This is a genomic window from Pseudorhodoferax sp. Leaf265, from assembly GCF_001422365.1.
Taxonomy (GTDB): domain Bacteria; phylum Pseudomonadota; class Gammaproteobacteria; order Burkholderiales; family Burkholderiaceae_C; genus Pseudorhodoferax.
Window position 1 is genome coordinate 54,412 of the sequence record NZ_LMMT01000005.1, and the last position, 11,965, is coordinate 66,376.

Sequence of the window (11,965 nt, forward strand, 5' to 3'; positions counted from 1 at the left end):
GGCCGCTACCGCGCCGCAACCTCCACGCCGCCATCGGGCAGCGTCTTCAGCCGCACCGGCAGCACGCGTGGCAGCGAGGCCAGCCAGTCGCCGGCGTCGGCCACCCGCAGCTTGCCGCTGATGCGCAGCCCGGCCACGCCGGGCGCGGCGCGCAGCGGGGTGGGCGCATAGCGCTCCACCCGCGCCAGCGCATCGGCCAGTGGCACGGCGTCGAAAGCGATCTCGCCCTGGCGCCAGGCGGCCGGGCGGGCGACGTCGCTCAGCTGCGTCCTGCCACCGTGGGCGCGCAGGCCCTGGCCGGCGCCCAGTTCCTGCGTGCGGCCCCAGGCGTCCACCCGCACCCGGCCCGATTCCACCTGCACCAGCACGCCCTGCCCGCCGTCGATCTCCACGCCGAAGCGGGTGCCCAGCACGGTGACCTGCACGCCGCGCGCCTGGACGATGAAGGGCCGGTCCGCATCGCGGCGCACCGCGAAGAAGGCCGCGCCGTCCAGCAGCCGGACGCGCCGCTGCGCGGCGTCGTAGTCGACCTCGATGCGGCTGGCCGCGTCGAGCGTGAGTTCGGAGCCGTCGGGCAGGCTGCGCTGCAGCCGCTGGCCGCGCAGCGTGGACAGCGCGGTCTGGAAGCGCCGGGCTTCGCGCTGCAGGTGCTGCCACAGGGCGGTGCCGGTGGCACCCACGGCGAACACGCCGAGCAGGGCCGCCAGCGATCTGCGGCGGCCGGCGGCCTTGGGCCGGGCATGGGCCGGCGGCGTGTGGCGCCAGGCATGCAGCGCATCCTCGATGCAGCGCGTGGCCTGGCCGATGTCGCGCTCCACCGTGTTGAGCGACACGCCCAGCCGGGCCGCGGTGTCCGCCTGCTTCTCCCCGTGCAGACCGCAGGCCAGGTAGGCGTCGCGCGCGCGGGGGGCGAGGCCGGCCAGCGCCTGCTCGACCACGGCCAGGGCCTGGCGGTACATCGCGGTGTCGGCCACGTCGGGGGCCTGCGCGGGGGATGCGGCATCGGCCTGCCCGCACTCCGCCAGGTAGCCCGCCATCCACTGGTCGCGCCGCAGGTGGTTCATGGCCAGGTTGTGCGAGACGGTGAACAGGTAGGCGCGCGGGTCGGCCGGCGTGGCGTCCTGCGCGCCGCCCTGGCGCTCGGCGATGCGCAGCCAGGTGTCGTGCGCCAGGCCGCGCGCCTCCTCCAGATTGCCGGTGCGCCGGGCGATGTAGCGGATCAGCTCGGTGTAATGGGTCTCGAAGGCGCTGAGCAAGGCGCTCGTGGAAGCGGCGGGCGGGTTCATGGCGGCCACGATCATAGCCTCCAATGAGAATATTTCTCATTGTCAACCACTACAGCGCCCGCGCACCACGCCGCGCATATGCACATGCGCGTTCCTTCGTTCCCTTGCGCGCGCGCCGCGGCGACAGTGCCGTCTCCAACACTTCGCACCGCGCGCCATGACGCCATTCCTTCGCCACCGACGGTCCCTGCTGGCCGGCACCGCCGCCACCCTGCTCGCCCTGACCGCCGGCTCCGCCATCGCCCAGGACAAGCAACGCCTGAAGGTCGGCATCTCGGTCGGCAATGCCGAGCAGATCTTCGAGGTGGTCAAGAAGGTCGCCGCGCAGCAGGGCCTGCAGTTGGACGTGGTGGTGTTCAACGACTACCAGCTGCCCAACGCCGCACTGGCCGCCGGCGACCTGGACGCCAACGCCTTCCAGCACCAGCCCTTCCTGGACAACCAGAACAAGGCGCGCGGCTTCGACATCGTGCCCGTGGGCCTGACCGTCACCGCGCCGCTGGGCTTTTACTCGCGCAAGATCAAGTCGATCGACGCGCTGCCCGAGGGCGCCTCGGTCGGCATCCAGAACGACCCCTCCAACGGCAACCGCGCGCTGCTGCTGCAGCAGAGCGCCGGCCTGATCACGCTCAAACCCGAGGCCGTGAAGAACAACACGGCCACGCCGCTGGACGTGGTGGCCAACCCGAAGAAGCTCAAGCTGGTGCCGCTGGACGCCGCGCAGCTGCCGCGCTCGCTCGACGACCTGGCCATCGCCTCGATCAACAACGACTACGCCGAGAAGGCCGGCCTGTCGCTGGCACGCGATGCCGTGATCAAGGAGTCGCCCAAGAGCCCCTACGCCAACCTGATCGCCGTGCGCCGTGCCGACCAGGACAAGCCCTGGGCCAAGCGCCTGGTGGCGGCCTACCAGTCGCCCGAGGTCAAACAGTTCATCGACACCCGATTCAACGGCGCCCTGGTGCCGGCCTTCTGAGGACACCCCATGCAAGAACCATCCAGACGCGCCAGCCTGCGCCGCCTCGGCACCCTCGCCGTGTTCCTGACCGCCGCGCGCTACGGCAGCGCCCAGGCCCAGACGCCGACCCTGCGCGTGGGCGTGCGCGGCGGCACGGACGAGGAGATCTGGGAGGTGGTGACCCAGGTGGCGAAGAAGAACGGCCTGAACGTCAAGCCCGTCGTCGTCACCGGCGCGGCCAGCCCCAACGAGGCCCTCAACAACGGCGACCTGGAGGCCAACTCGTTCCAGCACGTGCCCTTCCTGCGCGACCAGGTGCAGCAGCGCGGCTACAGGCTCGTGTCGGTGGGCGACACCTACATCTCGCCGATCGCCTTCTATTCGAAGAAGCACAAGCGCTTTGGCGACCTGCCCGAGAACGCGCGCCTGGGCATCCCGAACGATCCCAGCAACCAGACGCGCGCGCTCGTGGTGCTGCGCGACCAGGGTGTGTTGACGCTGCGCGAGGGCTTCGATCCGGCCAAGGGCACGGCCACGCTGGCCGACATCACGGGCTACAGGAAGAAGGTGCAGCTGGTGGAGGCGGCCTCCGTGGTGCTGGCGCGCTCGCTCGAAGACCTGGACGCTTCGGCCATCGTCAACACCTTCGCCTACCAGGCCGGACTGATCGCCACGCGCGACGGGCTTGCGGTGGAAAAGCGCGAGAACAACCCCTACGTCAACATCATCGTCGTGCGAGAGCAGGACCGCGGCGCGGCCTGGGTCGCACCGTTGGTCAGGTCCTACCAGTCGCCTGAAGTTCGCGCCTTCATCGAGCGCAAGTACCAGGGCTCCGTGGTGCCGGCGTTCTGACACCATGAGCGGCGCCCCGCCCGCCGTGGACCTGGCCACGCCCCACATCGTCTTCGAGCAGGTGCACAAGCGCTTCGGTGCGGTGCAGGCGCTCGAGGCGCTGAGCTTCTCGGTGCTGCGCGGCGAGGTGTTCGGCATCATCGGCCGCAGCGGCGCGGGCAAGTCCACGCTGCTGCGCGCCATCAACGCGCTGGAAGCGCCCAGCGGCGGCCGCGTGACCGTGGACGGCATCGACGTCGGCGGCCTCGACGAGGACGCGCTCGTGGCACTGCGCCGGCGCATCGGCATGATCTTCCAGCACTTCAACCTGCTGGCCGCCAAGACGGTGCGCGAGAACGTGGCGCTGCCGCTGCGCGTGGCCGGCTGGCGGCCGGCTGCCATCCATGCGCGCGTGGAGGAACTGCTGGCCCTGGTCGGCCTGGCCGACAAGGCCGATGTCTACCCGGCCAAGCTCTCGGGCGGCCAGAAGCAGCGCGTGGGCATCGCGCGCGCGCTCGTGCACGGGCCCGAGGTGCTGCTGTGCGACGAGGCCACCTCGGCGCTGGACCCCGAGACCACGCAGTCCATCCTGGGGCTGCTGCGCGACATCAACCGGCAGCTGGGGCTCACGGTGGTGCTGATCACGCACGACATGGCCGTGATCCGCGCCATCTGCGACCGCGTGCTGGTGCTGGACGCCGGCCGGCGCCAGGAGCTCGGGGAGGTCTGGCGCGTGTTCGGCGATCCGCAGTCCGAGGCCACGCGCGCGCTGCTGCGCCCGCTGCAGCACGGGCTGCCGGACGACCTCGCGCAGGCGCTGGTGCCCACGCTGGACGGCCGGCCCGGCCGCGCCATCTACAGCGCCGGCTTCACGGGCCGCACGCCGGCCCAGGGCTTGCCGCTGGCGGCGCTGGCCGCGCTGGGCCCCGGCGCCGAACTGCTGCACGGCGGGCTGGACCGCATCCGCGGCCACGCGCACGGCCGGCTGCTGCTGTCGCTGCCTGCCGCCACCGCCCCCTCCGAAGACCAGCTGCGCCAGACCCTCGGCGCCGACCACCTCGCACTGCTCGGCCATGTCCCTGCCCCCGCTTGAACGCTACCTGCAGGCGCTGCTGGAAACCCTGGCCATGGTGGGCGTCTCGGCCGTCATCGCGATCGGCACGGGCCTGCTGCTGGCCATCGTGCTCAACGTGACGGGGCCACGCGGCGTCTGTGCGCGGCCACGGCTGCACAAGGGCCTGTCCATCGCGGTCAACATCTGCCGCGCCATCCCCTTCATCATCCTGCTGGTGGCGCTGCTGCCCGTCACGCGCGCCATCGTCGGCACCACGCTGGGCACCTGGGCGGCGGTGGTGCCACTGGCAGCCAACCTGATCCCGTTCTACGCGCGCATCGCGCAGGTCAGCCTCAACGAGGTGGACGGCGGGCTCATCGAGGCGGCGCGCGCCATGGGCTGCAAGCGCTGGCACATCGTGCGCCATGTGCTGCTGCCCGAGGCCCTGCACGGCATCATCGGCGGCATGACGGTCAGCGTGATCGCCATGGTCAACGCCTCGGCCATGGCCGGTGCGGTCGGCGCCGGCGGCCTGGGCGACCTGGCCATCCGCTACGGCTACGAGCGCTACGAGACGCGCGTGATGTTCGAGGTCATCGTGGTCCTGGTCGCGCTGGTCTCGGTGCTGCAGTTCGCAGGCGAGCGGCTGGCACGGCGCGTGGACCATCGGGGCTGAGCCGCTGCGGTCGAGCCGCCGCCGCCGCGCGACGCGGACCGCCGCGCCCCCGCCTGGCAACCGCGCCGCTAGAGATACGACGGCAACAGCCTGGCCGTGAACTGCAGGCAGGCCAGCTCCTCGTCCGAGATCGCCTGCTCGACCAGGTCGAAATGGCACAGGGTGCCGTGCAGGTCGCCGCGGTCGTTCAGCAGCGGCACGCCGTGGTAGGACATCACGACGCCCTGGAAGGGGCTGTAGTCCAGCCGGCGGTCGTCCTTCGTGTTGTCGGTCAGGAAGTAGCCTTCGCGCAGGGCGATCTGGCAGAAGCTGTCCTTGAGCACGACCACCTCGAGCGCTTCGGGCTTCACTTCGCCCAGCTTGTCGAACATGTGCGTGTTGCGCAGCAGCTCGCCGTCCAGCGCGAAGATGCCGGAGTAGCGGTGCGCCACGCCGGCGTTCATGGCGCGCAGGCCCGCGTCGATGCCCCCTGCGCCGAAGGCCTGCACGATCGCACCGATCCGGGCCGAGGACGGGTCGCGCAGCAACGCCGGGGGAAGAGAACGGAACGTGGAGGGAGAAAAGAGCATCGTGCTGGCCGCGTCGGTCGGGTGAGGAGCGCATTGTCCATCGATCCCCGTGCGGCTGGCACCCCTGGTGGCAACCTTCCTGCCCCGCGGGAGGTCTGCGCCGGTGCGCCTCAGGCCGGCAGCTGCGCCACCGCCGCCAGCAAGGCGCGCGTGTAGGCATCCTGCGGATGCTCCAGCACCTCGCGCGCCGGGCCGAACTCGCGCAGCACCCCGCCCTGCAGCACCGCCACGTCGTGGCTGACCTGGCGGATCACGCCCAGGTCGTGCGAGATGAACAGGAAGGCCGCGCCGGTGTCGCGCTGCAGGGCGGCGACGAGCCGCAGCACCTGCTGCTGCACCGAGACGTCCAGGGCCGACACGGGCTCGTCCATGACCACCAGCCGCGGCTCCACGGCCAGTGCACGGGCGATCGCCACGCGCTGGCGCTGGCCGCCCGACAAGGTGAGCGGCCGGCGCGCGGCCAGGGCCGCAGGCAGTTCCACGCGCGCGAGCCACGCGGCCACGCGCTCGCGCACCCGCACCTTGGGCTCGCGGCCGAAGCGCAGCGCCAGCGCCTGGGCCAGGATGGTGCCGACCGTGTGGCGCGGGTCGAAGGACGACAGGGGGTCCTGGTAGACGAACTGGATGGCGCGCGCAAGGCCCGCGGCCGGGCGCTGCAGCAGCGGGCCGGCGACGAGCTCGCCCGCGCTGGGCGTCTGCAGGCCCGCGACGATGCGCGCCAGCGTCGTCTTGCCCGAGCCCGACTCGCCGACCAGGCCCAGCGTGCGGCCCGGGTGCAGGACCAGGTCCACGCCGCGCACGACCTCGCGATCGCCGAAGCGCTGGCGGATGCCTTGCACGCGCAGCAGCGGTTCCGCGCTGGGCTGCGCGGGTGCGGCCGGCCCCGTGTCGCGGGCCGAGGCACCGAAGCGCGGCACGGCGTCGAGCAGCGCGCGCGTGTAGGCGTGGCGGGGGCGGCGCAGCACCTGCGCGGTCGGGCCGGACTCCACCACCTCGCCGCCGCGCAGCACCAGCACATGGTCGGCGAGCTGGGCCACCACGCCGAGGTCGTGGCTGATCAGCAACAGCGCCGTGCCGGCCTCGCGCAGTTCGCGGAACAGCGCGAGGATCTGCTGCTGCACCGACGCATCCAGCGCCGTGGTCGGCTCGTCGGCGACCAAGAGCGGCGGCGTGCCGGCCAGTGCGCTCGCAATCAGCGCACGCTGGCGCTGCCCGCCCGACAGCTGGCCTGGGTAGGCGTGCAGGCGCTCGGCCGCACCGTCGAGCCGGGCGCGTGCCAGCAGTTCCAGCACGCGCGCCTCGGTGGCCGCGCCGCGCGGGCCGCCCGTGGCGCGCACGGCCTCGGCCAGCTCCTGGCCGATGCTGCGCAGCGGGTCGAGCGAGACCAGCGCGTCCTGCAGGACGTAGCCGACCTCGCGGCCGCGCACGGCGCGCCATTGGCGCTCGCGCAGGCCCAGCAGGTTGCGGCCGCCCAGTTCCAGCGCGTCGGCACGCACGCGCGCGCCGGCACCGTGCAGCCCCAGCAGGCTGCGCGCTGTGACGCTCTTGCCCGAGCCGGACTCGCCCACCAGGGCCACGCAGCCGCCGCGCGGAATGTCGAAGCTCACGCCGCCGACGGCCTGGCGCCAGTGCCAGCCCTGGCGGAAGTCCACCGCGAGATTGCGCACGCGCACGAGCGGCTGGGTCGTGGCGGGCGCGGCACCTTGCGCCGCATGCTCTGGCAGCAGCCTCATGACCGGCCCTCCGAACGCCGCTGCAGCCACTGCCCCAGCACCGTGGTGCTGGCCACGAACACGGTCAGCGCCGCGCCCGGAAACACCGCGGCCCACCAGCCCATGGTCAGAAAGCTGCGCGCATTGGTCAGCATGGAACCCCATTCGGGTGCGGGTGGCGGGCTGCCCAGGCCCAGGAAGCTCAGCGCCGCGCCGGCCAGCGTGGCGCCACCCAGGCCCAGCGTGGCGATCGTGCCCACGGGCCGCAGCGCGTTGGGGACGGTGTGGCGCCACAGCACTTCGGCCGGCGACAGGCCGAGCGCACGTGCGGCTTCGACGAAGGGCTCGGCGCGCGTGCGCAGGGCCTGGGCCCGCACCACGCGCGTGTAGTAGGGAATGCCGGCCACGCCGATGGCCAGCGCGGCATGCAGCACGCCGCTGCCGAACAGCGCGACGATGAAGATGGCCAGCAGCAGCTCGGGAAAGGCCGCGCCGATGTCGGTCAGCCGCATCACGATGGTCGGCGCGTAGCGGCGCGTGAGTCCTGCGACCAGGCCCAGCGCCGAGCCCACGATGACGGCCAGTGCGACGGCGCCGAAGCCCAGCGCGAGCGAGGAGCGCGAGCCGTGCACCACGCGCGTGTAGACGTCGCGGCCGATCTGGTCGGTGCCGAAGGGATGGGCGCTAGAGGGCGGCGCCAGCAGCGCGCTGCGGTCGGCTGCCAGCGGGTCGCCGGGCGCCAGCAATTCGGGCCACAGCGCGGCCACGGCGAACAGCAGCACCACGGCCAGGCTCAGCGCGGCGAACAGCTCGCCGATGCCGGGCCAGCGCGTGGCCGGCAGCGCCAGGCCGGAAGGAACCGCGGCCGCACTCATGTGGCAGGCGCCGCGTCGATGCGGTGGTCGATCAGGATGTAGGCCATGTCGATGAGCGTGTTGATGGCGATGAAGGCCAGCGTGCCGACGATGACCAGGCCCAGCACCAGCGGCATGTCCTGCCGCGTGACGGCGTTGACGAGCAGCCGGCCCAGGCCCGGACGGCCGAACAGGGTCTCGGTGATGGCGGCGCCGCCCAGCAGCGCGCCGAACGAGAAGCCCAGCATCGTGAGGTAGGGGATCACGGCGTGGCGCAGCGCGTGCCGCAGCTTCACGCCCAGGCGCGACAGGCCGCGCGCGCGGGCCGTCAGGATGAAGGGCTGCTCCAGCACCTCGTCGAGCGCACGGCGCAGCACCTGGGCCAGCGGCGCGGCCGTGGGCAGCGCGATGGTCAGTGCGGGCAGCACCAGCGTGCGCAGGTCGCCGGTGTCGAGCAGCGGGAACACGCGCCACTGCACGGCCAACCCCAGCATCAGCAGGAAGCCGACCCAGAACACGGGCGTGGAGGCGAGCACGAGTTCCACCGCGCTGGCCAGTGCGCTGGCCGTGCGGTGCCCAGCCGTCAACAAGGCGACGCCGGCCGACAGCACGACCGCGAACAGGCTGGCCAGGCCGGCCAGCGCCAGCGTGGGCCCGGCCTGCTCGGCGATCAGCGCCAGCACGGGCTGGTCCTGCGCGTAGGAGATGCCGAGGTCGCCACGCAGCAGCCGCCCGAGGTACAGCAGGTACTGCACGACGAGCGGCTGGTCCAGGTGGTACTCGGCGCGGATCGCGTCCAGCACCTCCTTGGTGATGGCGACGGCGTCCTGCCCTGCCCCGGCGATGACCAGGGCCGGGTCTGTGGGCACCAAGCGCAGCGCGAGGAACGCGAACGTGGCCGCGCCCCAGAGCGTGAGCAGCGCCAGGCCGAAGCGGCGCAGCAGGAGGGTGCCGCGTGCCTTACTCACCGCCTTCTCCACGCAGGGGGCGTCGCAGCGTCAGCAATGGCCGGCGGGCAACGGTGCCGAGGGCCGCGGAGCAGGCCATGCCAGCGACATCCGCGGAACTGGCTCTGCCAGGCCGCTGGATGTGCCCCCCTTCGCGCAGCGGAAGGGGGGAGCCGCGAAGCGGCCTGGGGGGATGGCTCACTTTGCAATCCAGGCATCGAAGAGATAGGGCTGCGGCCAGGCCTTGTCCCAGGACACACCGTGCACGTTGGACTGCGCCGCCACCAGGCGGCCACGCGTGTACAGCGGGACCGAGGGCGCGAAGTTCGGCAGGATCTCCTGCGCTTCGGCGTAGTAGCGCGCGCGGTCGGCGGCCTTGCCGGACGAACGGGCCTTGGCCAGCACGGCGTCGAGTTCGGGGATGCTCAGGAACGAGGCGTTCGAGCCCACGGTGCTGCCGTCGCTGATGTTGTCGCTGCCGTACAACCGCCACAGCTGCATGCCCGTGGCCTCGGACTGGAACGAGCCCAGGATGCCGTAGTTGCCGTTGTACAGGCGCTGCGCCAGGTCGGTCGCGGTCACGGGCTGCAGCTGGATCTCGATGCCGAGCTTGCGGGCGTCGACCTGCACCTGCTCCAGCGTGCGCTGCGCGAGCTGGTCGTTGTCGGCATAGGGCGATGCGGTCGACAGGCGCTTGCCGTCCTTGGTACGGTAGCCCTGCGCGTCGCGCTGGGTCCAGCCGGCGGCGTCCAGCAGTTCACCGGCGCGCTTGGGGTCGTGGCGGATCCTGTTCTTGAGGTTCTTGGCAAAGTCCGGCGTGGTGGTCGCCAGGTACTCCTGCGCCGGGTAGGCGCCGAAACTCGCGGCGCTCGCAATGCCGGCGCGGTCCAGGCCCGCCAGCAGGGCCAGGCGCACTTCCTTCTGGTCGAAGGGCGGCTTGCGCGTGTTCAGGTGCAGGCTGTAGCCAACGCCGGGCAGCAGGAACTCCGAGGTCTGGTACTTGCCGGCCTTGACGGTCTTGGCGTGCTCGGGCGGGATGTAGTCCACCACATGGGCCTCGCCCGTCAGCAGCGCGTTGTAGCGGGTCTGGTCCTCGGGCAGGAACACGTAGCGCACGCTGTCCACGTAGGCGGTGCCGCGGTGGAACTTGGGCGGCGCCCAGTTGTACGCGTCGTTGCGCACGTAGGACAGGCTCTGGCCCTTGACCCAGCGGTCGAACTTGAAGGGGCCGGTGCCGATCAGCTTGCTCGACAACGACTTGGGGTCCTGCTCCAGCTGCTGCCGGGAGATGATGCCGAAGTACGGTGCCGCGATCAGCGTGAGGAAGCTCGACTCGGGCGTGCCCAATGTCACCTCCAGCGTGTAGGCGTCGACGACGCGCGCCACGGGCTTGAGCTTGGCCGTGGAGCCGGTGGACTTGTTGGCCGGGTTGGCGATGAAGTCGAAGTTGGCCTTGACGGCCTCGGCGTTGAACGGCGTGCCGTCGTGGAACTTCACGTCGCGGCGCAGGTGGAAGGTGTAGACCTTGGCGTCGGCGGAGATCTCCCAGCGCTCGGCCAGCCAGGGGTCGTAGCTGCCGTCGCCGTTGTCCCAGACCAGCGAGTCGAGCACGGGGCGCACCGAGTGCGCGCCCGAGCCCTGGTCCACCAGCGGGTTGAGCAGCACGGGCTCGGCGCGCAGCGCCACGATGAGCTGGCCGCCGCGCTGGGGTGGGCCGGCCTCGCCGGCGGGGGCGGCCAAGGCCGCGGTGGTGGCGGCCAGCAACGACAGCGCCAGCGCGCCGGCGGTGCGGCGCGACACGAGCTTGTTCATGGGGAGATCCTTGCGAATGGGTGCGACAGGGGTCCGCGTGCAGGCAGGGCACGGGCCGGAAGGGCTCGCAATGTAGGCGCCGCGCCGCACAGGCCAAAGCATGGTTTCGCATAAGCAAACTCGGTGTGCGCGCCACGCCACGGTGCATATCGACATGCGCAAAGCTTCTTTCCGATGGCCGCCGCGCGCAACGACAGTGGCGCCCTTTTGCACGCTGCGCCCATGTCTTATCTGCCTTCCGCCGACCGCTACGAGCGCCTGCCCTACCGCCGCGTGGGCCGCAGCGGCCTGGTGCTGCCGGCCCTCTCGCTGGGCCTGTGGCACAACTTCGGCGACAGCACGCCCATCGCCACCCAGCGCGCGCTGCTGCGCACGGCCTTCGACCTCGGCATCAACCACTTCGACCTGGCCAACAACTACGGCCCGCCCTACGGCAGCGCGGAAATCAACTTCGGCCGCCTGCTGCGCGAGGACTTCAAGCCCTACCGCGACGAGCTCGTCATCTCCAGCAAGGCCGGCTGGGACATGTGGCCCGGCCCCTACGGCCGGGGCGGCGGCTCGCGCAAGCATGTGCTGGCCAGCCTGGACCAGAGCCTTTCGCGCCTGGGCCTGGACTACGTGGACATCTTCTACGCGCACCGCTTCGACGCCGACACGCCGCTGGAGGAAACCGCCGCCGCGCTGGCCCAGGCCGTGCGCCAGGGCAAGGCGCTGTACGTGGGCATCTCCTCGTACTCGGCGCGCAAGACGCGCGAGATCGCCGCGCTGCTGGCCGACTGGAAGCTGCCGCTCTTGATCCACCAGCCGGCCTACAACCTGTTCAACCGCTGGATCGAGCCCGAGCTGCTGGACGCGACCGAGGAAGTCGGCGCTGGCGTGATCGCGTTCACGCCGCTGGCCCAGGGCCTGTTGACCGACAAGTACCTGGACGAAGCGCCGGCCGATGCACGCATCCACCGCGCCGGCGGTGGCTCGCTCAAGACCGACCACCTGGCGCCCGAGAACCTGGCACGTGCCCGTGCACTGCGCGAGATCGCACGCCGAAGAGGCCAGAGCCTGGCCCAGCTGGCGCTGGCCTGGACGCTGCGCGATGCGCGCGTGAGTTCGGCCCTGATCGGCGCGAGCCGGCCCGAGCAGTTGGTGGAGAACGTCGCCGCCCTGCAGAACAGCCAGTTCAGCGCCGAGGAACTGGCCGAGATCGACCGCCACGCCGTGGACGGTGGCATCGACCTGTGGCGCAAGCCCGCCACCGACTGGGCTTGAGGA

11 protein-coding genes are annotated in these 11,965 nt (G+C 71.8%); 5 read left to right on the plus strand and 6 right to left on the minus strand.

The annotated features are described in order from the left end of the window. Positions 1-5: 5 nt before the first annotated feature. A complete protein-coding gene (locus tag ASF45_RS07350; protein WP_056659609.1) occupies positions 6-1,286 on the minus strand; it encodes a sigma-70 family RNA polymerase sigma factor in 1,281 nt (426 codons plus the stop codon). Between the two features lie 157 nt (positions 1,287-1,443). Here ASF45_RS07350 and ASF45_RS07355 point away from each other — a divergent pair, with 157 nt between their 5' ends. Genes ASF45_RS07355 through ASF45_RS07370 form a run of 4 tightly spaced genes read left to right on the plus strand, consistent with a single transcriptional unit; the run spans position 1,444 to position 4,805 of the window. Beyond that, complete coding sequence (locus ASF45_RS07355) at positions 1,444-2,262, plus strand: MetQ/NlpA family ABC transporter substrate-binding protein (protein ID WP_056659419.1); 819 nt, start codon at positions 1,444-1,446, stop codon at positions 2,260-2,262. A 9-nt stretch (positions 2,263-2,271) separates the two neighbouring features. Further along, entirely contained in the window at positions 2,272-3,096 is an 825-nt protein-coding gene (locus ASF45_RS07360) for a MetQ/NlpA family ABC transporter substrate-binding protein (RefSeq protein WP_082550859.1), read from the plus strand. 4 nt (positions 3,097-3,100) lie between these two features. Next, positions 3,101-4,168 carry a methionine ABC transporter ATP-binding protein gene (locus tag ASF45_RS07365; RefSeq protein ID WP_056659422.1) on the plus strand — a complete coding sequence of 356 codons (1,068 nt, stop codon included), beginning with the start codon at positions 3,101-3,103 and terminating at the stop codon, positions 4,166-4,168. Next, the gene (locus ASF45_RS07370) at positions 4,149-4,805 is read left to right on the plus strand and encodes a methionine ABC transporter permease (protein WP_056659425.1); all 657 of its coding nucleotides are present in this window, start codon (positions 4,149-4,151) and stop codon (positions 4,803-4,805) included. The genes ASF45_RS07365 and ASF45_RS07370 overlap by 20 nt, the downstream gene beginning before the upstream one ends. Before the next feature lie 68 nt (positions 4,806-4,873). Here the strand turns inward: ASF45_RS07370 and ASF45_RS07375 are convergent, their stop codons facing one another. The 5 genes from ASF45_RS07375 to ASF45_RS07395 form a co-directional block, all read right to left on the minus strand. Further along, a complete protein-coding gene (locus ASF45_RS07375) occupies positions 4,874-5,332 on the minus strand; it encodes a hypothetical protein (protein WP_056659428.1) in 459 nt (152 codons plus the stop codon). A 152-nt stretch (positions 5,333-5,484) separates the two neighbouring features. After that, a complete protein-coding gene (locus ASF45_RS07380) occupies positions 5,485-7,107 on the minus strand; it encodes an ABC transporter ATP-binding protein (protein ID WP_056659431.1) in 1,623 nt (540 codons plus the stop codon). Next, complete coding sequence (locus tag ASF45_RS07385) at positions 7,104-7,961, minus strand: ABC transporter permease (protein WP_056659434.1); 858 nt, start codon at positions 7,959-7,961, stop codon at positions 7,104-7,106. Before ASF45_RS07385 ends, ASF45_RS07380 begins: the two co-directional genes overlap by 4 nt. Next, positions 7,958-8,908 (minus strand): ABC transporter permease, encoded by a 951-nt coding sequence (locus ASF45_RS07390; RefSeq protein ID WP_056659437.1) that lies wholly within the window; start codon positions 8,906-8,908, stop codon positions 7,958-7,960. The genes ASF45_RS07385 and ASF45_RS07390 overlap by 4 nt, the downstream gene beginning before the upstream one ends. A gap of 177 nt (positions 8,909-9,085) precedes the next feature. Further along, complete coding sequence (locus ASF45_RS07395) at positions 9,086-10,699, minus strand: ABC transporter substrate-binding protein (protein ID WP_056659440.1); 1,614 nt, start codon at positions 10,697-10,699, stop codon at positions 9,086-9,088. A gap of 222 nt (positions 10,700-10,921) precedes the next feature. On the opposite strand from ASF45_RS07395, the gene mgrA reads away from it, so the two are divergent. After that, the gene (gene mgrA / locus ASF45_RS07400; RefSeq protein ID WP_056659613.1) at positions 10,922-11,962 is read left to right on the plus strand and encodes an L-glyceraldehyde 3-phosphate reductase; all 1,041 of its coding nucleotides are present in this window, start codon (positions 10,922-10,924) and stop codon (positions 11,960-11,962) included. Positions 11,963-11,965: the final 3 nt, after the last annotated feature.

Excerpts from the sequence above, each read along its gene's own strand:
- ASF45_RS07395 (WP_056659440.1), bottom strand. The coding sequence starts at position 10,699 with ATGAACAAGCTCGTGTCGCGCCGCACCGCCGGCGCGCTGGCGCTGTCG.
- ASF45_RS07360 (WP_082550859.1), top strand. The coding sequence starts at position 2,272 with ATGCAAGAACCATCCAGACGCGCCAGCCTGCGCCGCCTCGGCACCCTC.
- ASF45_RS07380 (WP_056659431.1), bottom strand. The coding sequence starts at position 7,107 with ATGAGGCTGCTGCCAGAGCATGCGGCGCAAGGTGCCGCGCCCGCCACG.
- ASF45_RS07365 (WP_056659422.1), top strand. The coding sequence starts at position 3,101 with ATGAGCGGCGCCCCGCCCGCCGTGGACCTGGCCACGCCCCACATCGTC.
- mgrA (WP_056659613.1), top strand. The coding sequence starts at position 10,922 with ATGTCTTATCTGCCTTCCGCCGACCGCTACGAGCGCCTGCCCTACCGC.
- ASF45_RS07350 (WP_056659609.1), bottom strand. The coding sequence starts at position 1,286 with ATGAACCCGCCCGCCGCTTCCACGAGCGCCTTGCTCAGCGCCTTCGAG.
- ASF45_RS07385 (WP_056659434.1), bottom strand. The coding sequence starts at position 7,961 with ATGAGTGCGGCCGCGGTTCCTTCCGGCCTGGCGCTGCCGGCCACGCGC.
- ASF45_RS07370 (WP_056659425.1), top strand. The coding sequence starts at position 4,149 with ATGTCCCTGCCCCCGCTTGAACGCTACCTGCAGGCGCTGCTGGAAACC.
- ASF45_RS07355 (WP_056659419.1), top strand. The coding sequence starts at position 1,444 with ATGACGCCATTCCTTCGCCACCGACGGTCCCTGCTGGCCGGCACCGCC.